Here is a 25,565-nt window from a genome sequence, read left to right as displayed (position 1 = left end):
GCTGTGGCATTTTCGAAATTGATTTTTTATAAATAGCAAGAATCGTTTTTTAAAAAGTTTATAATCTTTATCTTTAACAAGGAATCAAAACAACCATCATCATGAGTAACTATCATTTGCCGTCTATCCATAATTTTACCAGCACTGTTAACGAGAAGAACACGCACCTTATTATTTTAAAAAATACGCGCGGGATGCAGGTTGCTCTTAGTGATTATGGTGCTCGAATAGTCAGTATCCTTGTCCCTGACAACAAAGGAAAACTTACTGATGTTGCTTTGGGTTTTAGCAATATTGGTCTTTACTATCGCGCTGATGAACAATATCACGGTGTCACAGCAGGAAGATTTGCAAATCGTATCGCAAATGGAAGGTTTGAGTTAAATGGTAATGAGTATCAGCTTCCTATAAATAATGGCATCAATTGTTTACACGGTGGACCTGAGGGTTTTCATAAAAAAATATGGGATCGTCGTGTCAGTTATGAATCACAGGCTGAATTTTACCTCGTTTCTAAAGATGGCGAAGAAGGATTTCCTGGAAATTTGAATGTTTCGGTTACATATACGTTAACAAATGACAATGAAATCATTATCAAATACAGAGCAGACAGCGATAAGGATACCGTGATCAATTTGACCAATCATACTTATTTCAATCTAAATGGAGAGGGATCTGGAGATATACTAAGTCATCAGTTAAAAATAAACTCAGATGCTTACCTTGCTGTCGATGAGAACCAAATTCCGATTGCAACAGTTCTGGTAGAAGGAACACCTTTCAACTTTAAAGAATTTAAATCCATTGCGCAGGATATTACTGCTAACGACGAACAGCTGATTGCTGCCAAAGGATATGATCATTGTTTTGTCAACAACAGCCCTATTTCTATAGCTTGCGCTACGGCATACGCTCCGAAATCGGGTATACGCTTAGATGTTTTTACTACTGAACCAGGGGTACAATTGTATACAGGCAACTGGATGACGGGAAATGACACCGGTAAATCTGGAAATGTTTATCTGCCCTATGCAGGTTTCTGTTTAGAAACACAACATTTTCCGGATAGTCCCAATCAACCGGACTTTCCTTCTACAGTTTTAAAAGCTGGAGAAGAATTTATATCGGAAACTCATTTTAAATTCTCTCTTGAAAAATAGCATGAATTGGTTAGAAAGTTAAATGGTTAGAAAGTCAGATTACTTTTTACACTAACTTTCTAACCGACTAATTGGTTACTATTTCACCAACTGGCTCAAAGCATTTTCCACTTTGTCAAATCCAAATGCGGCGATTACTTCTTTAAACATACGTTGTATCTGATCATTACCTAAATTACCGATACTTCCTTCATGGGTATGGTTCACTTCTTTTGATGGCTGGAATTCTCCTGCATCAATCGCAATACCAATATTTTTATAGGCTTCACGGAAAGGAACACCTTTTAGAACTTCATTATTGACAACTTCAACTGAGAATAGATAATCGTATTTTGGATCATCTAAAACATCTTTTTTCACTGAAATATGTTCTAGCATAAACGTTGCAATTTCTAAACAATCATTCAATGACTTAAATGCAGGGAAAAGGTTTTCTTTTAGCAATTGTAAATCACGGTGATATCCAGAAGGAAGATTAGTTGTCATCAATGCGATCTCATTGGGTAATGCTTGAATTTTGTTGCAACGTGAACGGATCAATTCAAAAACATCAGGGTTCTTCTTATGTGGCATAATACTAGAGCCTGTTGTTAAATGTGCAGGGAATGAAATGAAACCAAAATTTTGATTGATGTATAGGGTGACATCCATGGCAAATTTTGCTAAAGTAGCCGCGATGGAACTCATCGCCTGTGCTAAGATACGTTCTGTCTTACCTCTGCCCATTTGTGCATAGACTACATTATAATTTAAATCATCAAATCCCAATAGATTTGTTGTCATTGTCCGATTTAAAGGAAAAGAAGATCCGTAGCCAGCAGCAGATCCTAAAGGATTTTTATTACATACTTTCCATGCTGCTTTCATCAATTCCAAATCATCGACTAAACTTTCTGCATATGCTCCGAACCACAATCCAAATGAGGATGGCATAGCGATCTGCAAATGTGTATAACCTGGAATCAGGATATCTTTATATTGTTCACTTAATTTAATCAGTTGCTGAAAGAAAATCTCTGTATTACCGACCATGTTTTGGATTTCGGTTCTGAAATACAGTTTCAAATCTACGAGTACCTGATCATTTCTTGAGCGTCCGGAATGAATTTTCTTTCCTGCTTCTCCGATCCGCTGTGTTAATAACATCTCTACTTGTGAGTGTACGTCTTCAACAGAATCCTCTATTTCAAATTCTCCGGCACTAATTTCTTGATAAATATTTTTCAGTTCCTGCTGTACAATAGCAAGGTCTTCATCGGTCATCAAGTTGATACTATTCAGCATACGAGTATGGGCCAAAGATCCCAAAACATCAGCGGCTGCTAACTGCAAATCCATCACTCGATCATTACCTACAGTAAAAGATTCGACAAATGAATCAACATCTATATTTTTTTGCCAGATTTTCATTTTTTTAGTACGCTATTTATATACTTGACAAAAATACCATTTGAAAACAAATAAAACAATTGAAGTTCAGCTCATACTATGGATCGATGTGACAATTGATCGAATTCGATCGATTGTTTTACAGTAATGTGGGTATGATTTTATATTAAATAAAAATATTTTTATGTTAAATGTTTGTTAAAACTCAGCAAACAGCGATAGTGAGTGAGCGATTACTTTGTTTTTAATTCACCCATTGTGACAACAATTTAATTTTTATATGTTTGTATCATAAGGGAGAGTGAAATATAAAAATATACGTTTTAAAGTTAGCAAACACTTACTTTTAAAACCGTAAAAAAACCAAACTATGATAGACCATAACGTCTCTAAACTTTAAGAAATTGAACCCTAACTAATTATAAACCAAAATTATACAGGCATATCCCTCCAAGATATGCCTTTATTCTTTTTTATATTTATCTTTGTACCTATAATAGGGTGAATTTTCACGAAACAAAAACTAAAACGATGGGAACAGAAAGCAAAAGACAACAACGTTTTGCAGGTGTATTACAGCAAGACTTAGCTGAATTACTGCAACGCGAAGGTAATAGTTGGGCTCCTGGGGCATTTATTACGGTTACGCGTGTACGTGTAACACCGGACTTAGCTATAGCAAGAGTTTATTTAAGTTTTTTAAATACCAAAACAGCTCCTGAGGATTTAAAAGCAATCCGCACTAAAACAACAGAAATTCGCTACAAATTAGGCTCTAAAATTAAAAATCAAGTTCGGATTGTTCCACAACTGGATTTCTTCTTGGATGACACCAATGAATATGTAGAGCATATGGATAAAATATTTGAAGAAATTAGTAAAGAAACGAGACAACCAGATTAAACAATCTGGTTTTTTTGTCTATTTTTAAAAATGGTTTTCAACTTAGATCCTGATAGTATTAGCTTTCCACATCCTGAACTTGCTGATGAAGATGGTTTACTGGCAGTTGGTGGTGATTTGAGTGCGGATAGACTGATCTTAGCCTACGAGAATGGTATATTTCCTTGGTTTAGCGAAGATTCTCCTATACTTTGGTATGCTCCACATGAACGGTTTGTCATCTTTCCAGAGCATTTAAAAATCAGCAAAAGTATGCTTCAAATCTTAAAAACTGATAAATTTTCGATTACTGTCGACAAGGCTTTCACCGAAGTCATCCACAGCTGTGCTAAGATTGAACGTAAAGATCAAGACGGAACCTGGATTACTTCTGATATGATCGATGCTTATCAGGAACTACATCGGATCAATTATGCGCATTCCATAGAAGTGTGGGAGAATGAAAAATTAGTAGGTGGTCTATATGGTATTTATATCAATCAGGTGTTTTGTGGTGAAAGTATGTTTTCCACCGTATCTAATGCTTCAAAAGCTGCTCTCATCTATTTAACTACTCATTTCAACTTGAAATTTGTAGATTGTCAATTCCATACGCCACATTTGGCTTCTATGGGCGGTACAAGTATTTCGCAACAAGAATATCTTTCTATATTAAAAGAACAAAATGCAAACACCTTATAAATCTTACTTTGATATCCCTGAGGACGTTTCTTATTTAACTACACCAGGTTCCGGCTTAATTCCCATCTCATCTAAAGAATGGCGTCTGAAAAGAGATGCTGATTTTTTTTCAACAGCAACAGATCTGCGTGAAAAACAGGGTGAATTTAATCTCGCGGTAAAAAAGAGTATCGGAAAGTTCTTCACAACTGCTATTCACAATGTTTATAACACCGCTAATTTTTCAACAGGATTCAATGCTTTGTTGGACCGCTTGCCAAAGGATTCAAAAATTTTATTGTTTGAAGGAGACTATCCTTCTGTTAATTTTCCTGTTATTTCTAGGGGTTTTGAACATGTGACAACCCCTGTTGATGAAAAGTTGGAAGAGCATATTACCCATGCTATTAAAAAACACGAACCGACTGTTTTTATATTTAGTATCGTGCAATACATTTCTGGTATCAAAATCAATCTCGAATTTATTAAACAATTGAAAGAGAAATTTCCGGAATTGCTTATAATTGGTGATGGTACTCAATTTTTGGGAACTGAAGTTTTTGACTTCTCCCAGTCGGGATTTGATGTTGTTGGTGCCAGTGGTTATAAATGGCTTTTAGGTGGTTATGGCAACGGCTTCCTTCTTGTTAGTGATTATGGAAAACAGATCTTGTTTCCAAACTTGGCCACACAAAACGTCGAAATTGACAAAATGTGGGCAGGAAAAGGTATCGATCAACTTTATTTCGAGCCTGGACATCTAGATACTTTATCTCACGGAACATTACAAAAGGGTCTGGAGTTTTTGTCCGAACTCGGATTGGAACACACAGCTGCTTATACGCAACAATTAGTAAAGCTTGCCAAACAGGAATTGGGTAAACGGAAAATATTAACCGAAGTGGCTATTAACAGAGTTGAAACAAGTACAATCTTTAATTTGCAGATTGATCAAGGGCACTTTAATATATTAATGGAAAACAATATCAAATGCTTTCCACGTGGTAATGGTATAAGAATCGGTTTCCATCTTTATAATGATGAAACAGATTTAGAAAAATTATTAAGAATTATTGATACTAAAATTTTAAAATAACATGGGTTTCAAAATAGGCGATTTAGTACGGTTTGTAGATGAACCAATCGAGGGACATATCACCTCCTTTCAATCCAATGACCTCATCGGTGTAACAGATGATACTGGATTTGAAATACCTGTACAGGCAAGTAAATTGACTTTAGTGCATGGAAATATGCGCCGTGATGATGACGAGCTTAATGAACAAGCTGAAGAAATACCTTCAAAATTTATTGAGAAGGGTATCTTACTGGCAATTTCTGGTGATCATAAAGATGGATTAGCGAAATTACATCTCGTGAATCAGACTTCTTATGAATTACTGGTTAGCATTGCTGATACCAATGTCAACAAGGCTAAAGGCATATTTGCTGAAAAAATCAGTAAACATGATTCTGTTCAATTCTACTCTGGGAATTTTGCTACTGTGGGTAAATGGCCAACATTCCGTTTTCAGATTATCAGACATGCCAACAGTTTGCAAGCGATCCAAAATCCAATTGTAAAAGAACAGCGTGTACGTCCTGTCGATTTAACGAATCCAAAGGAGATCAACGATATCCTTGGCGAAAAAGTATGGATATATGAACTGGATAAAGAAGAAGAGGATTTAGGCTTAGATAAACTGAAGTCTCATTTTATTTCACATCGTCCGAATAAAAAATAAGCTTGGAAAATTTCCAAGCTTATTTTTTATTCTTCAATCTGCTTTACTTTTTTCACACTCAGTAATAAAAGTGCAATACCGACTAAATAGACAATCCACCCCCAACGCATATGTATTGATTTGGATAATAGTCGATCTGCAAATCCCCATCCGAAATAGTTATTGATCTTAAAAAATACAGCAGAAATACTGATCAGGTACCAAACTGCTGCTACCCGGGTCATCAAGCGATATCCTGTTAATTGCCTTACAAAGAAAAGTAGGGCTGTTATTCCTATAATCATATAGGTAATAAAAAACAATGCAGCATCTGTTTGATAGAGGTTCCAATTTCCTTTAATCGGTACCTTCAACATCGGCAACATCCCTGCTAAGAGGCAGAGAATCAAACCTGATAAGGCTAAGCTTTTTCTGATGACAATCATAATATCCAAATTAATATGGCGCAAAAATAATCATCTGCCTGATGAGTTTTGATATTTATTTTATTAAAATTCATATTTCTATAAACGTACCTAAAAAACTCGTTCATGGCTAAAAAAAGCAAACCCCAAAGAATACAATTTGTTCTTCTCGGGGGTTTTAGATTAGTAAAAATTGACTATGTATTGTTGTATCCCACTATAGGACCAATAATTAGTCTTTTAGAAATTCCAATTCAAAATTATTCAAATATGGTTTTCCATCATAATTGAAATCTGCCAAAATTTCAATATTCATCCAGTACAAACAAAGCGCTGCAATATCACTTGTAGCCGTTGGTATAGATATTTTAGCTGTAATAGGAACGGCTTCCGTACCTGGAGCATAATCATCTTCTAAATAGGTCCATTTATAGTTCCCTGATAAACTCATATTATACCCCCCATTAGCCTTGTTAAAATATGTTCCCTCTGAACCTTCATCCATTGGCCAGAATCCAATTAGATTACCATAATTTGGATGTTTTGTGATATCTTTTAAATTAATAGCATTTTTAATTGTTGTGGCATCAAGTGCGACATTATAATAAGCCAGATTAGCCGTATAAAGACTTAAATCATTACCAGTATCGTCAACATATTTATGTCCCACTCTTAAAGCATCCTCTACCTTTAAGCTCTTATTTGCCAATATACTACCTGAGTTACTCAGTACACCATCGGTGTAAAGCGTTACAGTACGTGCAGTAGCGGGAGATCCCGTCGTTTTTACAACCATTGTTAAGGTGTGCCAATCACCATCTCCCGCGTTATCACCTCCAACAATTTGAGTTTTACCGCTTCCTCCGTTTTGTGTTCCTCCAAATACAACAGCCCACTTGTTATTCTCCTGAAACCAAAGCCATCCCGTCATATTTGACCCCCTCAAATCACTTCCTTTAGACAAAAATCCTGGCCAATATTGATGTACTTTAAACTTAACATCCATTTGTACTGTAAAATCTTTAGTTTCCCCCCCATCATACAGACCATTATCGTTTGGTACTATTGCTCTGGCGGAGGTTCCTGTTAAAAGCGCCGGATTGAATCCCGATTTTTTCAATTCATATTCCTTCAAATTAGGTTGGCTTACAATCGTAAATCCGCTTTTCGCATCTGTATTGCTTCCGCCATGGTTTGTGGTAACAATAACTAACCAATCCTCCTTAGTGTAATTTTTTCTGGCTTTAATGGCTTCAACAATATTTCCGATGTATTCATCCGACTTAACGATTGCACTTTTAAACTTTGCATTATTCATCGTATAACCACCGTCTTCACCTGCTTTTTGCACATCACGTAAATTAACCATAATAGTGCCTAAGCTATTTACCTTACTCAAGAGGCTAATGGTACTATCTTTAACTGCGAGATCTGAATTAACATCAGGTGCATAATCTGCATTTCTTACGTAATTTCTTAGTTCATCCCAAGTTGTTACCATCGCTGTGCTTACTGATTTGTATTGGGTAACATAATCCAGTACATTTCTAAAATTAACAATTTCGCCATGTTCTTCATCATCGCCATGCTCCGTTCTTTCAAAATTATCAGCACTTGTTTGATGTTTTGAAAAACCTGTCCCTGTTAACATCGAAACCCAACCTGCTGCATTTGATGTTGTAGGTAATGTGTTAAACGAATATTTGGAATTCTTCTGTAAAGCGGCCAGATTTGTTGGCACAGCTTTTTGTAGCTCTTCACCAGACAAACCGTCAATACTGATCACAATAACCTTACGCTGAGTACCATTAAAGTCTTTAATATCCTCAAATACAGGAGGAGGATTGTCGTATTTTTTACAAGCTGTAAAAGATGAAACACCTACTGCAACGAATAAAAAAGTTCTAAATATTTTTAAATTTACTTTCATCTACATATTTTTTTGATAGAGAGACTCTGTTAAATGAAAGCACAAATAGCTTTCATTTAACACTGTTTCATCCTTATTCATTCAACAATTACGGTCTAATCAAATTCATTTCACCAAATACCACATATGGATTAGCTTTGTATCCATTTTTTACAATTACTTTAAAGAATTTTCCAGTTACATTACCTTTTGGAAAAATATATTCAAATCTATTGTTGCTTGCAGGCAGAGTTGCTTCTCCAATTTTTGTGTATTCAATATTATCTGGACTAGAATAGATTTCGATATCTTTTCCATCTCCCTCTCTATTACCTCCTGGTCTTCCATTAAAGTACATCCCTTTGATCGGCATAATTGCCCCTGCATTGAACACAAAACTAAAAGGATAGCTTTCTGTAGGTCCTATATCACTATATTTTGAGTGGTAGAAGGTATTTACATTATCATCAACCAAATCATTAACTGATCCTTCTTGTGCAGGACAGCTTGTAGAAACAACAGTTGTTTTATATACGATAGTACCTGTTCCACCTGTTTTGTTTAAAGGATTATAGGTCCATATTGTTTGTGACAATAATGGATACTTTTTAGATACTTTAACGGCAACAGAAGGACTATAGGTTATACCCCAAGCATCAAAGAATGGCGCTAAATCTGTTTTAGTGTAATCTGATAACTTTTCATAAACCCAATTATGCATGGTAATATCATTTGGATTATATCGTGTAGCTTTACGCGCTTCTTTATATAAATGTGTCATTGCTCCATAACCGTATAACTCAAATATCTGTACAAATGGTGTCATTCGTTTAAATGGTGCATCGCCCCAGTCCACATCAAAATTTTTAGCAACACCTGTTCGAGTGGCATAAGCGATTGCCTCAGGAAAATCACTGGTAACAGCAGGATGCAAAACACTGTAATTTGCACCAATACGATTGGCTACTTTAAAACTAAATAAATTATTAGTTGTTTCGCCTAACGTACTCCAGCTCCAGATACCACCCTGCTGACAGTTGTGGCCAAACTCGTGATAAGAGCCCCACATGCCGTCGCTGGTACTGATGGCTTTAAGACTTGTCATACCGCCAAACCATTCGGAATCATTGTAACCAACAAATGGAAAACCACTATGTCCATAGCCATTCGTTAGCTGAATATCCAATACACCTCTCCAAGCTCCCTGAGGACTACGGTCTCTTTCATCTTCTGCATCGTCTGACAATCCCATCCAGCCATTGTAATCCAATTCAAATACATCATTCCATTTAGTCATTACCGCAGTTGGATTGGTAAACGGTTCTGAAGATGTAAACGATTTTACAACGCGATCTCTAGGGACAAGAAATACCACCCGTTTCGTTCTTAACTCCAACCATGGCACTTTAGAAGCTTTCACTTTTTCGATCCATTGGTCATTGTTAGACTGTCCTAGCACAAAGTCGGGCGAAACACATGCATTAGTGATCGTAAATTCAACCGGATTTGGATACGCCCGATCTGGACGGATATAGATCGTACCTCCATATAAGTTACGAACAAAATTATTTCCAGGATAAAGTTGCTGACGCATGTAAATAATCGGATCGCGCAAGAGCGGAAATTTTCCTGTTAAATTATCGGTATGTCCACCAATCTGCACGGAAAGTCCTTCAATTCCCTGTGGTACCACAATCTTAATGAGTTCTCCTGGCGCGGCATAATATCCTGTACTAAACTGTGGTTCCGGGGCAACCGATATTCTAAGGTTAAGCGTTGTTTGCTTTGTAAAATTCAAATCCAAAGTAAATTTTGCGTCGACCACACGTGGTTCTGCAATATCTACTAAGCCGGGAAAAACTCTGGCTTTAGCATACATGGATTTATCTATAAGTTTGAGATTGGTATCAATAACTCCACCAGCTTCATTTTTTGAGTCATCCGGATAACCGTCCGGTATATTATAACCATACTTAGAACACGATGTTACGGCTAACAACATCGTCATACTAAATATTGCCGTAAATTGATTAAGTTTCATAAGTTAGTCTTTTGGTAAGTTAATAGTAGGGTTATAAAATTTACCCATTAATCCCCAAGTTTTTGGAACAGATATGTTCATCCAATTATAAATCATAACCGGAATATCGACACCATTTGGTACCGCTAAAAATGCTGATTGCGATATATTTGGAGAAATATTCGGAGAAATATCCATAAAGTTTGCAAATTGGATCGACTCACTAAAATCAAAATTATTACCTTTTCCTGAACGGTCGAACATCTTTTCACCAGATTCTTCATTTCCTGGCCAAAATCCAATTGCATTTGCAAAGTATGGATTATCGATTCCAAATTCTTTCCTCATATATGTCCCCATTTCTGCATCTGTAAGTGCTTTATTCAGAATTACCAAATCCCTAACTAAGATATTTGAATTAGATGAGGCATCGGTGCCTATTCTTAATGGATAATTATTGTCTGCATTTCTTCCAGCAATATTTGAAGTATTCTGCAAAGCTCCATCTGCAAATACTTTAAGATTACGTGCACTTCCGCTTGGAGCGATCGTAAATCCCATTGTATGCCAAACCCCATCAATCTGATTAATTTTACCACTAGGGCGATTATACAATGCCCAATCAATCTGAAATGAATTACCACCCATTAAAAATCCCCATCCACCTTCGTTTACTCCCGTACTAGCAGGATCTCTTTTACCCACGAACATCGGGTAATTGACTTCTCTACCAATGTCATTACGAACTTTAAACATTAGGGTGTATTCTCCTGTGGTTCCAAAATTACCAATGGAAGTATTACTATTTAAAAATGCAACCCCATTCGTACTTCCATTATTAGAAGCGAATCTAGGTCCAACTCCTGCATAAGGTAATGCATCGACGTTAGGCTTCACATAATTGGCAGAAGTGAATTTAGGGTTGTAAAAAGTAACAAATGTATTTCGCGATTCATCTTCATAAATATTTGATCCCGGCTCACCGCCAGAAGCTCCTCCCCCTTTATTGGAAGCAATAATCACCAACCAATTTTCACCATTGTATGTTTTTCTAGCTTGTAACGCGGCCATAATCTCTCCTACATAATCATCGAGCTTGCCAATAGCAGCTGTATACGCGGTATTATCCTCTGAGTAGTCATTCCCGGCAGCTTCTTTAGCACCTTTAAACTGGGCTACCAATAACGATGGGTCTTGGGTAGACAACTCCGCAATAACCGCATCTTTTACAGCAGCGTCATTTGCCAAATTTTTCTTTTCTGTTGCATCTTTTGCCAGAGTACTGTTTAATCCTGTTGCAGAAGCAAATGAAACTGTTCTCACATTTTTAATTTCAGCTTTCAATCGTGTAAAAACTGTAGGTGTTTTTTGATTATCAAATCCACTGAAATCATTTGATTGAACTTGATGTTTTGTATAATCGACTCCTGTCAACATCGTTGTCCATGCCCCTGCGTCTGTTAAGTTATTGCGCTGAAAATCGGCTAATCCATCATAAGTAAACATGGATCTTTTTGTGATTAAACTAATGTTTTTAGGTCCGAGGCTCTCTACGACAGATCCTTTAACTCCATCTAAAATAAGATACAAGACTCTCCTTGAACCATCACCTACTCCTAGGGTATCATTTTTAAAAGAATCTGGAAGTGTATTCACAAACTCTTTGTTACAGGATGAACTGACTAGGATTGTAGCTATAAAAGCTGCAACACCCAACATTTTCATACCTATCTTTGATTTTATTTCTCTTTTCATATTTAAATAAATTGGGACTTATTTAGAAATGCTAATTCTTACTATATTATGTAAGATGGATGCATTGAACCTGCTGATCTCACCGACCAGAATTACTTTTGATTCTTTTGCATTTTCTGTTTCGATCATATCATATACTCTTCCCTGAAAACCACCAGTATTATTATAACCAACAGCTAATTTTCCATCTGGTTCTAAAATCATAAAACCTTGACGTAAATAGGTTCCATACTTATTAAAACTTCCAGTCACGAGTATTTTTCCACTATTCAATTGCGCAGCAAAAGTAGCACCTCCGCCACTAATCAGTTCGCCATTAAATGTAGCATCAACCGATCCGTCCGCATTTAATACCGCCAGCGTTGATGAAGGCTTTCCATTATAGGTCGTAAAATTACCGGTCACAATTATTTTATTTGTTTTAGCATTAAAGCGAATTGAATAAATATCCCCATTAGCTGCCGCTCCTGATTGGAATGATTTGTCAATAGAACCATCCAAGTTTAATCTTACGATATGGTTTGCTTGTTCATTATTAAAGGTTGTGAAGCTCCCGACCAGAATTAACTTTCCATCTGTTTGCATTATTGCATCGGCAATTCCACCATTTGCGCCAACGGGGCTCTGACGTGCCTCACGATTAAAATGAAACGTTGAATCCATTGAGCCGTCTAGGTTCATGCGTACCAATTGTGACATACGGGTAATATCATAAATCTTTTCATCGTAGCTTGAATTGGGAAGAAACATACGCAGATAGGCTGTAAAACCTCCTATCGCATAAACCTGTTCACCAAAAACAAAAGTTTTTCTAATAAATCCCAATACTCCGCCATTAAATGATGGAATTGTATCGGCATTTTTCCACGTTATTTCGGGCTTTGGATTGACAATTTCGGTAGTTCGAACCGTATCTAAAGAGCCATTTGCATTTAATTTTGTAATGCTTCCAATGGTACGGCGATTTTCTCTACGACTATTATAAGCATTAAAACTACCCGCAATGATGTATTTTCCATTTTGCGAACCAGAAGTGATGCGATTGATTGACGTGATCGCTTTTAAACCTCCTACGACACCTATGCCGAAGTTAACACCTTCGGTTGAATAGTTTCCTTCAGCACCAATCTGGGCAATTCCACCATTTGGTGTCTTTTCGGTTCCCTGCTGTTCGAAATTATTGAAATATCCAGTTAACCAAATATTACCATTCGGCAATAACGCAGTACTAAATATCCCAGAACCAAAACCTTCACCTATAGTCGATGCTCCATTTATTACTTTGAAGCTTGGGTCAAGTGAAACTTTTCCACCAATTTTGACAATCGGGCCAAAAAATGACTGATCGTTTGCAGTGATCCAAACACTTCCAGTACTTGCTGTTAAGGGTACAACAAATTGAATGGTTGTATCTGTATAATTGAGTACTTCAGCTTCTATCTCATTGACAAATAACTTAAATACATCCTTATACTTCATTAGACCTCTGACTTTCAAATCTAAGGTACTTCCCGCTTCTACAATATCAGGATCTGTTGTTTTGGAAACAAAACCGATATCCAACACCTCTTTCCCCCCAGCATATGGATCGTCTGCTAATCCCTTGCTTTTTGAACAGGCCCCTACCACAAAGGAAAGTCCCACTACTAGCATGATAAGCAATCTTGTTCTATATTTTATATTACGTAACATCTTTCGAATCATTTATTAAATTGAAATAATTAATTATGGTGTTGCAGGTGTAATACCCGCTGCAATCGCTTCATCGATAAACTTTAACGTATTAAATCCAAATGTGTGTTTGATACGCGTGAGCACATGCAACACCCCATTATTGGTCTGGATATCGGAAGTTGCTACAGGGTTATTTTGCAAAGCAACCTGTGGATTTGATAGATCTGGAATGTAGGCCAAAAATAATTGACGGTATCCGGCATATTGTACACCTCCTGCATTATTAAAAATTACCCCAATATTCATGATACGTCCTGAATAACTGGTATAATTTTGACCTGGAAAGGCAATATATGAAAGGGTATCGCGCTGTGGATAATCTTTCATTAAAGAAGAACTTTTGAATATATATTGCAGAAGTGTGTTCTTCCATACTGCAGGTTTGATTTGCGTAAGTTTTGATACGGTATCACGTCCTTCAAATCTAAGGTATCTATTGAGCTGTATAATTGCTTTATTCACAGATCCACTAGGGGGAGCAAAAAAAGTTACATTTTCTTTATCCAAGACATCATCCAATCCCGCTAAATTGATAATCGTAAGGGTCGAATCAAAAAATGGTTGTTTTGTCTTCATATAAGCTAATGTCGATCCTTCAAATTTGGGATCGTGAACACCCGAATCATAATAATATTTTTTACAACTGGTAGAAAATAGCACAGCCAGTGCTATGATCATATAAAAGATTCTATTTTTTAAATTCATAATGATTAATTCCAAAAATTGTTTCCGATTAAACCTGGGTTAGCATTACGCTCTTCGGCTGTGATGATCAATGGCCAAGTCCATGCGCCATTATTAAAATTACCAACACTCATTGGTGAATTAGCAAATTCCGAATTGACAACACGCTTTGTTCTAACTAGGTCAAAATAATACTGTCCTTCACCTATTAGCTCCCGACATCTTTCTTTAAAAATATCATCTTTCAAGGTTTCACCCCCTGTAGTGATTTCCGAAGCACCTGCATTTAATCTAATTTGGTTCAAAAAAGCTTTAGCTTCTGTTTCCTGTCCGAGTTCGGCATGTGCTTCAGCAACTAATAAAATTGCATCGGACAATCTAAAAATAATGGCGCTATCATCACTGACCATCGTGACACCAGAACCCGAACCTCTAGCGTAGGTATTGATAAATTTCTTAAACTGGAAGGTCAGAGAATTTTCACTAACATTATCAAACCAAAGGGCACGTCTTTGATCAGCAATACCAGCTGGATATAGTTTTTCAAGATAATTCCCTTGATAAGCCATTCGGCTTGTAGTGGTCGTTACAGTTCCTCTATAAGGATAATGTGAAAAAAAGTAGGAGGAATTAGCATAATCTGCAAAGGTCTCGCCATAATTATAATCTTGTAAGATACTGAACAGATTTTCGGATGAACGGCCTTTAAAGATACGTTTGGTATTTTCAACTGTGATCGGCAAAAGTCGATAGTCTGTATATGTTTTTAATTCTTCACCTAAAGCAGTCACTGATTTATAGTATACTGATTTATCTGCTGTATCCCAAGCTGCTGCCCACATATTTAAATGCATCAATAACGCTACAGCAGAGGCACGTGTCGGTCTAAGACCTAATAGTGATGCTTCAGGATATTTAACAGGAAGATTATCCTTGGCTGAATTCATATCTGCGATACATTTTTTCAGTACTTCAAGTTGCGGTAATCGTGGTAATGGTTTACTGTTATAGGCATCTGTATAATAAATGGCATCGCCAAACATCTTACAGATGTACATATAACTCAAATTACGCGTAAAAACCGCTTCCGCCTGATAACGCTTTTTTTCTGAAGCTGATATAATAGATTCAGGCATATTTCCGACTTCGGCATGAAGAATATTGCTGGCGGCAATCACATCGTACCATCCCTTCCAGCTCATATTCTCTCTTATAACACCATCAAAATCATCTCCCCCACCTATAATCCCTTTCAAGTTATTATAAATTAAATTTATATAAGTTATTGGACCGCTTGACGAACCAATCCAATTACCTCTAATTTCCAAACTGGGTAATAATGCGGTATTTCCTATTTTAGTTTTTAACCTCAGGTATATCCCATTTGTATAGCCTTCTACATCTTTTTTGGTTTCCCAAAAATTATTCCCTGATAAAGCGTCAATAGGGGTCACATTCAGAAATTTATCACAGCTTGATGTAGATAATACAAGTGCTGTAACGGCAAGTATATATGCTAATTTTTTTATTTTCATGATATCAACAATTAAAACTCAATATTCAATCCTAAAGCAAATTGCTTAGGAAGTGGATAGTTACCTCCAGAATCTTTACCTAATGCACTCACGTTTTCCGGATTAGCTCCTGTATAGCGGGTGATATAAAACAAATTGGAAACTGTACCATTAATACTTACACGGTTCATTCCATATCTTCTTGACCAGTTCTGATCAAAATTATAATACACTTTTACCGCATTTAATTTGAAATAAGATCCATCTTCTTGGAATAAGGTCTGATTACCCCTGAAAGGGTTTAAGCGACGTGCGCGTACAAAATCCAATGGGTTTCCATAAGTTGCCTGATCGCCAACTGCTTTCCAATAATCCAATTGTGAAATAGGCGGTAATGCAACCAATTTCCACGGATCATATTGTATAGCAGGATCTGTAAATGCACCGAACTGGCTAGCCAAGGTATTATTCATAATATCACGTTTCAATGTGAATGATGTATTGACTTCAAAACTCCAGCTCTTGTACTGTAATAGGGAAGTAAAACCACCGGTAATCTGCGGTTGAGAATTACCGGCAATTACGCGATCATAGTTATCTAAAACATAGTTTCCATCTAAATCGGTGAAAATAGGATCACCTGCTTTAAAGTAATTTAAGATATCATTGCTACCCACACGATAAGGTAGACCAGTTGCTGGATCTACAGGGACTTGAGCATTGGTACTATAAACACCTTTTGTATTAAATAGATAGTTAGACAAAGAATTGATACCTAATCTATAATAGATATCCTGTTGGTTTCCTGGATCATAATAGATCATTTCTCTTAAACCATCCGGCAATGCTGCCAATACTTCACGGTTGATTGCAAACGAACCTGACATTGTCCATTTGAAGGGGCTTGTTGCACTTAATGGACGAGCAGTTGCTTGAAACTCCCAACCATAATTTACATTACTGATTTCTGTAGAAGCAATATTCTCGAATGAATTTGAAGATGAAATCGCTTTCTCTCTAAAAACATTATCATTTTGCTTGTAGTAGCTATCAATATTTAAGGTTAACCTATTATTGAATACTGAAATATCAAAACCCGCATTTAAAGTAGTCGCGCGAGTAGGCTCCAACGACCGATTCGGTAAAAATTTTAAATCTGTAACAACAGTTTTCTGATTATTATAATTATCTCCGCCATAATATTTTCCATAAGATTGATAAATACTTCCATTAGGTGTAATATTGGAACCATAACTCAGACGGAAGGATCCATAATCCAACCATTCCTTATCTTTCATGAAATTTTCTTTTTCAAAATTCCATTTTGCAGAAATCGCAGGGTTTTTAACATAACCTGCATCTGGACCATTGGTCGACAGACCGTCAGCACGGTAAGAGAAATTGATAACATATTTCTGCTTATAATCGTATGCAAAATTGCCTGAAAATGCCACTGCCCGTGTATCCGTATAGCCGATTGTACCACCTTTGGAACTTAAATAACTTGTCTGCTTTACGATCGGCCCTCTCAACTGATCATTGACAACACGATCATTCAACATTGCATCTGCTTTAAAGAATGATGATCTTATCTCGTTAAATGCGAAAAAGTTAAAATTATGCGCGTCTTCTCCATCTTCTTTCAATGAAAACACATAGGACATCTGGTTACGATTATACAATGTAGTTGCTCTATCGTTATAAGTGTAATACTGTGCCTGATTTGCATTTAATGCGGCTGGTGAGAAGTTATCTTTTGTACTGGATGTTCCGGTATAATTTAACGTGGTCTCCACTTTAAAATTCTTAAAGAAATCGTAAGCTACATTGACAATCGCAGATGTTGTCAAAACTTTATTATCATCATCCGTATTCAATGCTCCTAAAACCGAATTGACCGATGAATATAAGGATGGTGCCGGTAATAAAGAAGATGAATTTCCTCCGTCTGCAATACCAGAATTCATCAATCCATTTCCGCTACCCATCCTTTGATTCTGGATGGAGTTATTCAATTGCGCTAATAATTTGAATTTATAAGTCGGATTATAGATCATATTCATATTCAAGTTATAACGCGAGTAACCTGTATTTTCCTGAATACCTTTTTCATCGTAAATACCCATTGCAACCTTATAATTAAACTTCACATCACCACCGGATACATTGAGATTATGAGTCTGGTTATAGGTTGGCTTATAAAAATAGGACTGCCAATCGGTAGAGTTATTATAATAAGGATTTAAACTGTCTGATAAAAATGGGGTTTGGTTTACCAAATCTAAGGCATGATTCCAAGAGGTATCAAAGCGCATAATCTGTGCGATCCTTAATAATCGCTCATCTTTACCGCCAATAACAGCTTTTAATTGTGGTACTGCCGACATAAAGGCCGCACCATTATAGCGCACTACTGGAACTTTTGAATTACCTCTTTTTGTTGTAATTAAAATAACACCATAAGCGCCACGCGATCCGTATAAAGATGTTGCAGCAGCATCTTTAAGTACCTGAATATCTTCAATATCTTCCGGTGGAATCTGTGATGCTGGTGATACACCAGGTCCTGCTTGTTGGAAACCGTAAGAAAAATTTGCATTATCGTCTACCGGAACACCATCGATGACATATAAAGGAGAAGTTGGTGTCAAGAATGCCGCGTCTCCACTTCCAGAGACATTGATGTTGGAAATACCACGAATCGTGACACTTCCTCTAAATCCTGGTGCACCTGTATTATTTTGAATATTTAAACCCGCGACACGACCTTGCAATAATGACATCACATCACCTGCAGGCTGTCCCTGTATATCTTTACCTGAAATGGTAACAATAGAGCCTGTATTCGTAGCTCTTGTTTTCTGCTGATAACCACTGGTTACTTTGACCTCCCCCAACATCTCACTTGTAGGTGACATGGTCACGGAGAGGTACGTTTTATTGTCAACTTTTACGGTAACAGATTTATGACCAATCGATCTAAAAATAATGGAAGCATTATTTGGAACCGTGATCGTAAATTTACCCGACCTGTCCGTACTTCCTATTGCTTTACCTCCGGTACTGATACTCACACCGGAAATTGCTTCTTGAGAACTCGAGGCACCGTCTATGACAACCCCCGTTACTTTTATCTGCTGTTGTGCAAAAGCAACTTGTTGCGTTCCAAAAAACAACAATATAACTAGCGTATATATATGCTTCATTTGAAATGTATTTAATTTAAGTTTATATTGATTCATTAATCATTATCAAATTTTGGTTTGTCTCTTCTAAACCAAAAGGTCAGCTCCCAATCACCCTTTTGAAAAATGTTAAAATTAAAGTTGAGGTAGTTTTTTTCAAGTATATTACCAAAGCCAATGCGACTAAACTTAAATGAAATGCTAGCCTGTCCACCACTTAATGTTGTGTAAGGAGTTGGATAAGCACTTAATGGAATCGGATAAGCGACATCATAACGTACTTTTGTTGCATCCTTCGTCATATTGAAACCATGTACTAAGCCTGCCCAATTCGTTTCATCGAATTTATTCGGATCTATCGGATTGGATAAGGAATCTGCAAATTTGAAAGTCAAGCTATTTCCATTTCCTGTTTTCCTAAACAGGACCTGCACATCAAAAAAACTACTCATGTACTGTCCGCGTTCACCCATGATGAAGACCCCTGATGGGCTAACGGAAACACTTGTTGCCTGTCCAGTGATGGGATCTAAATTTGAAGGTTCATAAGGACGTTCCCTGAAGGGCATGAGGCGCATATTTTGAAAATACTTACGACCTCCAGAATTGGACATCTCGACATCGAAGACATAGCCAGAATCTGGTTGTGCACTCACCATATTAGAATTAGCCGAAGACCACATCACAAAATCACCAGCGTGTGGTCTAATTTCAAATAATGGATGATTTTCAATGGTTCGCTTCGCTTCAATTTCAGCTAAAGATTTTTCTGTACCATCATAAATCTGTTTCCATACTGTCACTGGATATAATTGTGTTAATTCAGGGGCTGGATCTCCATTAAACTTGCGCATATTCACAATTTTAAAATCCAAAGGACGACTTGAATTTCCGTATTGAAAAATATTGGTAAATAAGGTATTCCGGCCAAGTACCGGTTGAAATAGCGTGGTTACATATTTCGAATCATTGGCTATTGATAACCTTTCGTCAGGTAAATTCTTTTTACAAGCCGAAAAAAACAATCCAAAGACCATTACAGGTAAACCAATCTTGAATATATTTAGAATTCTTTTCATTATTTCTCTTCATTTAAAACTAATCTGCGCGTAAATTCATCAAACCCAAAATTGTGAATCGGGTCTAAAATATTGATTGTCGCATTATTTGTTCTGATATTTACTGTATTGGCTTTAGTAGTTACCCAGTCTTTCTTAAAGGTTGAACCAAAAGTTTCACTAAAATTTAGAATGCTCGCTCCACCTTCAACAAATCCGGAAGAACTCATTTTTGCATATCTGACATGCATCGGGTAATCAAATACAATTGATTTGACCAAAACACCATCTGTATCCTCCATATAAGCATCGGTAGTTTTTTTACCTCTCACAATGTATTTACAGATCATGGTATCCAGCTGTGCCTTGTTAGCATCTGATAAATACACATTTGGTAAACCAGAGCTTCTACGCATATTATTTAAATATTTAAGAGCTGATGCAAAATTTTTATTGACCGGCGCAAACAGAGTCAATTCTTGATTCCTAAGCGAATCTTCCAGATTTGGAAATCTTTTCAAAACCAAAAGCAAGGAATCAAAAGTTCCATCAGGTTGTGCTTGTAGATAGTCTAGTGCATTTCCATTATAGGTCTGCACTTTATTCTCATAATCGTAATAAGGTGATTCACTTTTATTACATGAGCATAGCCAAAGGGAGACAATTCCGATGATGGCTAATACAAAAAAATTATTATTTAAAATCTTCATACATTTACGTTTTGAAATTACTATTGCCAATATGGATTCTGAATAATAGATGGATTTGCACTTATGACATCCTGAGAAATTGGCCAGTAAATACCTCCTGCATCTTCAAATTGTTTAAAGGTCATACCCTTTCCATTTTTTGTTGCATAAATTGCATTTGATTTCTTGATTCGGTTATATCTCACTTGATCGTACCATCTCCATCCCTCGCCCATTAACTCTTTTCTACGTTCTTCAAAAATTGCTTTAAAAATATCTGGAGAGTTGATAGTCGTATAATTGATACCCCTCAAAGCACAAGCTCTATTTAGAGCGGTATATGCACCTTCCGTATCACCTATAACTGCTAATGCCTCAGCCCTCAACAACGTAATTTCTTCCATCCTGCTGAAGACCATTGACGAACTGAATAACATAAAATTACCTGAAGTATTAGAAGGGGAGAGCACTTTGATCTTATTAAAAATTGGCATTTCGGATTCGAAATTATAGAAATAATTCGTGCGGTATAATCCGGTCAGTCTATCAACACTGAAACGTAAATCAAAAGGGTTATTAAAGACATTTATAATTGTATCTTTAGAAACAAACATTTCCGGACGATTTTTTGGAATGAAAGGAGCGGCTAAAGTTAATTGTTCAATATGACCATTCGCTGTCGCTAATCCATTACCAGACTCAAAAGGAAAACCGACCATTACAGTTGCTCTTTTATAAGCAAATGGGCTCATATTATTTTGATTCTCCGTTAGCGCATTCATATCGATATAATCCAATGGATTGGCTCCGTCGACATAATATTGAGATGACTGATTATCTAATACAAATTTAGCATAGTTGGCTGCGTCTGTATAATTCCCTTGCCAAGCGGCTATATGTGCAAGAATAATATAAGCCGATAAGCGGGTAAATACGTTTCCGTTCCAAGAAGCCCAACCCTCACCGTAATAAAGTCCTGGGAAAATAGGATCTGTTCCACCGTAACGGAAAGGAACGACCTTAGCTGCTGCTAACAATTCTGAAGTTGCAAAGCCCAATACCTTTTGTTGCGAAGTTCTCGGTAATTGTACAAAATCACCATCATGTGATGATGTCAATAAAGGGATATCTCCCCAGATCCGAGCCATATAATAATAAGCAAATGCACGTAGTATTCTAGCTTGGGCAATATCTACATCATTATTTAATTTGGTATAGCGGGGATCTACTGCTACAATTTCATTTGATCTTTCAATGAAAAGACTGGCAGCATTAACAGCAGCATAAAATCTTCTCCAGTTTGTAATACGATTAATTACTGGATATGATGCATTTAGCTGTCCGTTGACAACGGCCTTTAGATCCGCACGATTATTAATTGTAAAATCTCCCTGTCTCAGATCTCCCATCACCCAATGACCATTATCTGCTACGGTAGCAGATCGCATCAATCCATAAACGGACATCAAATTGGCCTTTGCATCTTCGAATGACTTCCAATTAGTTTCTTCTGTCGACAATCGAGTTGAAGAAACATTATCTATTTTATTACAAGAAAAAGTACTCAAACTAATCACTGCAGTCAAAATGCTGACTGCCAGTTTACGCCCTGTTAATTTTCTTCTATTGTTTATACTGTTCATCTCTAATTATTTTTACAAATCCAGTTTAAATCCTATTACAAAAGTTTTTGGAATGGAGAGGTTTGCGCCGTCATAATACCCGTTGAAATTGATTAATTCAGGATCTACACCAGTAAAATTGGTTACTGTCAAGAGGTTCATACCTGTTGCATAGACGTAGAATCTGCGGATACCCACTTTTGAGGCATTAAAGAATTTAGCCTTACTCAGGTCATATCCAATAGTAACCGACCTTAACTTTAAATAGGAAGCATTATCCAAGAATAGATCTTGATCGACGCGATACGGATTGATATCACTCCATGGGTTATAAATTGGATAATCTTTTTCATTCTCAATTTTCTGCCAAGAAGACACTTCTTTGATCGAATTGATATCATTGCCAGCTTCACGATTGATAAAGCCATATTTAGTGGCTTCGTATTGATTAAGAGCTTTATGCCCAGCAGCAAAAATAAAATTGAAATTAAGATCAAAGTTTTTATAGGCAAAGGTGTTGTTCCAGCCTCCGACAAAACTTGGGATACGATCTCCTGTCAAAACTTTATCTTTGTTATCGACACGATTATCATTGTTATAATCTTTCCAGATAGGATCACCTCCCTTCACAGGAATACCATTAAAAGTTAAATCAACAGGAACATCTGCGTCTGTATTATAAATACCTGTATTGGAATATACCCAATAGCTTCCTACAGATTTACCAACCTCTAATTTGTTGTCTCCAATAATCAATTCTTGATGGCCGTCTGGAAGCGCAGTAACTTTGTTTTTATTATAATTAACATTGATCGCGGAATTCCAATTGAATCCATTTTTATTTTCAACTACTGCACCGTTCAACATCAGTTCTAAGCCTTTATTATTAACTTCTAAACCGGTTTTATAATTTACGCTATAGCCCGTCTCCTGTGCAACAGGAACACCAATTAACTGATCTTTATCATTTCGATTGTATGCTGAGATTGCCGCATTCAATCTGTTATTTAAGAATGTACCATCAAGTGTCAAATTCGTTCTCTCGGCTACAGGCATTTTGATTCCATAACCTATAAAGCCACTCTCATAAGGTCTATTTATTCCCATTACAGGCCCATAACCGGGAATAGTTGGTTCTTCAAACCATCCGCTTTCCGATCGGTACTGTGGTCCTGCAGCATAACGGTCATCTAAGAAAGTACGAACCGTTCTACCCCAGCCTCCTGATAAATTCAATGCATTGAAAAAAGTGTTGTCTTTTAAAAACTGCTCTTTTAAACTGTAATTAACATTAAAGGAAGGTGTTGTCACCCATCTACTATCAGGTTGTCCATTGGAAGAACCATCCCTGCGAACAATCGCGTTCACAGCTAATAAATTTTTGTATTTATATTGGGCAGATCCGTAAAAGGACATCAGATTATTGACTTCTTTGTCGATATAGCGAAACACATAGAAATTAGGAGAGTTTAAATATTCCGATTTATTTTTATCTCCCTCTACAAAGCTCAACTTGACATAATCATTAGGTCCATTATAAGCTCTCGCATAGTTGTACTTGAAGGTATCCCCCTGATAGGTCTGACCGACTTCTAAATTCAATTCATGATGTTCTGCGAAATCAAATTTATATGAAGCGGAGTTATTGAGGATCATCCGCTGGCTGTAGCCAAAATAGTTCGAGATGTAGCTCACACCATCCATAAGCGTCGACGGTGTGAAGAAATCGCGAGATCCTTCATTATAGTCAAACATTAAACTCGACTGAATCTGTAGCTTATTGACATGGGCAGTCAAAGTCACATTACCATTTAGAGTCGTTACTCTATTGTTATCAACATTTTTTTCATTCTCTTCCAAAAAAGCGCCAAACACATCGGCATTGGGCGACAAAGGACTTGATAAATCTGGGATATAACGCGTTTCGGCGAATCGATCTCTTAAACTTTTATTACGGGTTCGATCCAAACGTGAAGTATTGACATTACTCGACATCGTTAACCAACTGAAAGGAGCCATATTAATCCCGAAAGATATATTGTATCGGTTCAAGTTGGTTTCGTCAGCATTACCGGCATTTTTTGTTCCCGAACCAAAAAATCGGAAACTTGCACGATCGTTTCCTCCTGTAATCCCTAAATCAGCAGAGTAGGTCGGGGTATTTTTATAATATTTGTCATTCCAGTTTGAGGGACCAAAATAAGCTGTATTAGTTGAATCTCTTAAATAGCTGGCATAATTATCATACCGCTCTTGATTGCCATATTTTTCGTAAAATGGTTTTCTAAAATTATTCTCATAAACACCATTTACAGTATACACTTTGGGTGCAGTAACATATCCAAAATAAGAATTTAAGCTAATTTCTCTTAAGCCTGACTTTGCTTTTTTAGTCGTGACATAAATAGCCCCATTTACTGCATTTGGACCCAATTTAGCAAGTTCAAAAGGATCCTTAATAACTGCAATGGATTCAATATTACTAATATCAATTTGCGAAAATAAATTAGTAGCAGGACCGATGCGGTTGTAATCGTATTTTTGTACGTCAAATGCAAAGGGGTTTTCTTGTACCATGGGGACCCCATTGAGATATATGGCAGGTTGCAAAGCATAAACATCCCTTTTAGAAAACAGGACACCAGAAGCACCTTGTACAATCATACTCTGCTCCGTGCCTGGCTCACCATTTGGTTCTTGAACATAGACACCAAGAAGATTTCCTTTGACGATTTGTTGTAATGAAAGGTTAGGGACAGGAATGACCGATCGGATATTAATGGTATCCCGGATCGTTTTAAATTTCTGCATGGCCTTCATCATCTGGCCAATCGTATCTGTTTCTAAAATATTGTCGGAAGACTCCCCCTTAACGGTATCCCTTAAAAGACCATGCTTAATTGTTGGTAATTTTAAGATTTTTTGGTTAGCATGAAGTGACTGTGTTCCAACAACAGCTAAAAACAAAGCAAAAGAAACGCTTGTGTAATTTTTAACCATTATTTAATTTGATTTAAGTTTTAATAAAAATATTCAGCATGAATCACACTCAAAATGGACTCATTATGATAAAATGCATAGAAAAGCTAAGATGAAAAGCAGTTGCTTTTTACCTAAAAATAAATAACTATAAA

General features: G+C 36.7%; 18 protein-coding genes. 5 read left to right on the top strand and 13 right to left on the bottom strand.

Going from position 1 to position 25,565, the window contains the following annotated elements; translation table 11 throughout:
• Positions 1-101 precede the first annotated feature (101 nt).
• On the top strand, positions 102-1,160 hold the full coding sequence (locus EDF66_RS15535) for an aldose epimerase family protein (RefSeq protein WP_132843639.1): 1,059 nt from the start codon (positions 102-104) through the stop codon (positions 1,158-1,160).
• 78 nt (positions 1,161-1,238) lie between these two features.
• Here EDF66_RS15535 and argH read toward each other — a convergent pair whose 3' ends face one another.
• The gene (gene argH, locus EDF66_RS15530) at positions 1,239-2,570 is read right to left on the bottom strand and encodes an argininosuccinate lyase (RefSeq protein ID WP_021190579.1); all 1,332 of its coding nucleotides are present in this window, start codon (positions 2,568-2,570) and stop codon (positions 1,239-1,241) included.
• 510 nt (positions 2,571-3,080) lie between these two features.
• On the opposite strand from argH, the gene rbfA reads away from it, so the two are divergent.
• From rbfA to EDF66_RS15510, 4 genes are read left to right on the top strand one after another with little or no spacing between them, the layout of a single operon-like run.
• Positions 3,081-3,452, top strand: a complete 372-nt coding sequence (gene rbfA / locus EDF66_RS15525; protein ID WP_132771498.1) for a 30S ribosome-binding factor RbfA — start codon at positions 3,081-3,083, stop codon at positions 3,450-3,452.
• Between the two features lie 30 nt (positions 3,453-3,482).
• A complete protein-coding gene (aat, locus tag EDF66_RS15520) occupies positions 3,483-4,133 on the top strand; it encodes a leucyl/phenylalanyl-tRNA--protein transferase (RefSeq protein WP_021190577.1) in 651 nt (216 codons plus the stop codon).
• A complete protein-coding gene (locus EDF66_RS15515) occupies positions 4,117-5,208 on the top strand; it encodes an aminotransferase class V-fold PLP-dependent enzyme (RefSeq protein WP_132843637.1) in 1,092 nt (363 codons plus the stop codon). The genes aat and EDF66_RS15515 overlap by 17 nt, the downstream gene beginning before the upstream one ends.
• Before the next feature lies 1 nt (position 5,209).
• Positions 5,210-5,857 (top strand): hypothetical protein, encoded by a 648-nt coding sequence (locus EDF66_RS15510; RefSeq protein WP_132771501.1) that lies wholly within the window; start codon positions 5,210-5,212, stop codon positions 5,855-5,857.
• A gap of 26 nt (positions 5,858-5,883) precedes the next feature.
• Here EDF66_RS15510 and EDF66_RS15505 read toward each other — a convergent pair whose 3' ends face one another.
• The 12 genes from EDF66_RS15505 to EDF66_RS15450 all read right to left on the bottom strand — a co-directional run bounded on the left by EDF66_RS15505 (position 5,884) and on the right by EDF66_RS15450 (position 25,431).
• Positions 5,884-6,282, bottom strand: coding sequence for a hypothetical protein (locus EDF66_RS15505; RefSeq protein WP_132843635.1), 399 nt, complete (start codon positions 6,280-6,282; stop codon positions 5,884-5,886).
• Between the two features lie 211 nt (positions 6,283-6,493).
• Entirely contained in the window at positions 6,494-8,191 is a 1,698-nt protein-coding gene (locus EDF66_RS15500; protein WP_132843634.1) for an alkaline phosphatase family protein, read from the bottom strand.
• Between the two features lie 88 nt (positions 8,192-8,279).
• On the bottom strand, positions 8,280-10,211 hold the full coding sequence (locus EDF66_RS15495) for a M60 family metallopeptidase (RefSeq protein WP_132843632.1): 1,932 nt from the start codon (positions 10,209-10,211) through the stop codon (positions 8,280-8,282).
• Positions 10,212-10,214: 3 nt separating this feature from the next.
• Positions 10,215-11,945, bottom strand: a complete 1,731-nt coding sequence (locus EDF66_RS15490; protein ID WP_132843631.1) for a DUF4983 domain-containing protein — start codon at positions 11,943-11,945, stop codon at positions 10,215-10,217.
• A gap of 18 nt (positions 11,946-11,963) precedes the next feature.
• Positions 11,964-13,637 (bottom strand): DUF5008 domain-containing protein, encoded by a 1,674-nt coding sequence (locus EDF66_RS15485; protein ID WP_165902454.1) that lies wholly within the window; start codon positions 13,635-13,637, stop codon positions 11,964-11,966.
• Positions 13,638-13,670: 33 nt separating this feature from the next.
• On the bottom strand, positions 13,671-14,357 hold the full coding sequence (locus EDF66_RS15480) for a fasciclin domain-containing protein (protein WP_165902453.1): 687 nt from the start codon (positions 14,355-14,357) through the stop codon (positions 13,671-13,673).
• A gap of 32 nt (positions 14,358-14,389) precedes the next feature.
• Positions 14,390-15,898: a RagB/SusD family nutrient uptake outer membrane protein gene (locus EDF66_RS15475; protein WP_132843627.1), complete on the bottom strand. Its 1,509-nt coding sequence runs from the start codon at positions 15,896-15,898 to the stop codon at positions 14,390-14,392.
• 11 nt (positions 15,899-15,909) lie between these two features.
• The gene (locus tag EDF66_RS15470) at positions 15,910-19,083 is read right to left on the bottom strand and encodes a SusC/RagA family TonB-linked outer membrane protein (RefSeq protein WP_165902452.1); all 3,174 of its coding nucleotides are present in this window, start codon (positions 19,081-19,083) and stop codon (positions 15,910-15,912) included.
• Positions 19,084-19,118: 35 nt separating this feature from the next.
• Complete coding sequence (locus EDF66_RS15465) at positions 19,119-20,141, bottom strand: DUF5007 domain-containing protein (RefSeq protein ID WP_132843624.1); 1,023 nt, start codon at positions 20,139-20,141, stop codon at positions 19,119-19,121.
• Positions 20,141-20,830 carry a fasciclin domain-containing protein gene (locus EDF66_RS15460; protein ID WP_132843623.1) on the bottom strand — a complete coding sequence of 230 codons (690 nt, stop codon included), beginning with the start codon at positions 20,828-20,830 and terminating at the stop codon, positions 20,141-20,143. Before EDF66_RS15460 ends, EDF66_RS15465 begins: the two co-directional genes overlap by 1 nt.
• 20 nt (positions 20,831-20,850) lie before the next feature.
• Positions 20,851-22,452 carry a RagB/SusD family nutrient uptake outer membrane protein gene (locus EDF66_RS15455; RefSeq protein WP_132843621.1) on the bottom strand — a complete coding sequence of 534 codons (1,602 nt, stop codon included), beginning with the start codon at positions 22,450-22,452 and terminating at the stop codon, positions 20,851-20,853.
• A 12-nt stretch (positions 22,453-22,464) separates the two neighbouring features.
• Positions 22,465-25,431, bottom strand: coding sequence for a SusC/RagA family TonB-linked outer membrane protein (locus EDF66_RS15450; RefSeq protein WP_132843620.1), 2,967 nt, complete (start codon positions 25,429-25,431; stop codon positions 22,465-22,467).
• Positions 25,432-25,565 lie beyond the last annotated feature (134 nt).

Source organism: Sphingobacterium sp. JUb20 (genome assembly GCF_004342035.1).
Taxonomy (GTDB): Bacteria; Bacteroidota; Bacteroidia; order Sphingobacteriales; family Sphingobacteriaceae; genus Sphingobacterium; species Sphingobacterium anhuiense.
This window is presented reverse-complemented; position numbering and strand designations above follow the sequence as displayed.

Bases quoted from the DNA above. Each gene is read 5' to 3' on its own strand.
- EDF66_RS15535 (WP_132843639.1), top strand. From the start codon at position 102: ATGAGTAACTATCATTTGCCGTCTATCCATAATTTTACCAGCACTGTT.
- argH (WP_021190579.1), bottom strand. From the start codon at position 2,570: ATGAAAATCTGGCAAAAAAATATAGATGTTGATTCATTTGTCGAATCT.
- rbfA (WP_132771498.1), top strand. From the start codon at position 3,081: ATGGGAACAGAAAGCAAAAGACAACAACGTTTTGCAGGTGTATTACAG.
- aat (WP_021190577.1), top strand. From the start codon at position 3,483: ATGGTTTTCAACTTAGATCCTGATAGTATTAGCTTTCCACATCCTGAA.
- EDF66_RS15515 (WP_132843637.1), top strand. From the start codon at position 4,117: ATGCAAACACCTTATAAATCTTACTTTGATATCCCTGAGGACGTTTCT.
- EDF66_RS15510 (WP_132771501.1), top strand. From the start codon at position 5,210: ATGGGTTTCAAAATAGGCGATTTAGTACGGTTTGTAGATGAACCAATC.
- EDF66_RS15505 (WP_132843635.1), bottom strand. From the start codon at position 6,282: ATGATTGTCATCAGAAAAAGCTTAGCCTTATCAGGTTTGATTCTCTGC.
- EDF66_RS15500 (WP_132843634.1), bottom strand. From the start codon at position 8,191: ATGAAAGTAAATTTAAAAATATTTAGAACTTTTTTATTCGTTGCAGTA.
- EDF66_RS15495 (WP_132843632.1), bottom strand. From the start codon at position 10,211: ATGAAACTTAATCAATTTACGGCAATATTTAGTATGACGATGTTGTTA.
- EDF66_RS15490 (WP_132843631.1), bottom strand. From the start codon at position 11,945: ATGAAAAGAGAAATAAAATCAAAGATAGGTATGAAAATGTTGGGTGTT.
- EDF66_RS15485 (WP_165902454.1), bottom strand. From the start codon at position 13,637: ATGTTACGTAATATAAAATATAGAACAAGATTGCTTATCATGCTAGTA.
- EDF66_RS15480 (WP_165902453.1), bottom strand. From the start codon at position 14,357: ATGATCATAGCACTGGCTGTGCTATTTTCTACCAGTTGTAAAAAATAT.
- EDF66_RS15475 (WP_132843627.1), bottom strand. From the start codon at position 15,898: ATGAAAATAAAAAAATTAGCATATATACTTGCCGTTACAGCACTTGTA.
- EDF66_RS15470 (WP_165902452.1), bottom strand. From the start codon at position 19,083: ATGAAGCATATATATACGCTAGTTATATTGTTGTTTTTTGGAACGCAA.
- EDF66_RS15465 (WP_132843624.1), bottom strand. From the start codon at position 20,141: ATGAAAAGAATTCTAAATATATTCAAGATTGGTTTACCTGTAATGGTC.
- EDF66_RS15460 (WP_132843623.1), bottom strand. From the start codon at position 20,830: ATGAAGATTTTAAATAATAATTTTTTTGTATTAGCCATCATCGGAATT.
- EDF66_RS15455 (WP_132843621.1), bottom strand. From the start codon at position 22,452: ATGAACAGTATAAACAATAGAAGAAAATTAACAGGGCGTAAACTGGCA.
- EDF66_RS15450 (WP_132843620.1), bottom strand. From the start codon at position 25,431: ATGGTTAAAAATTACACAAGCGTTTCTTTTGCTTTGTTTTTAGCTGTT.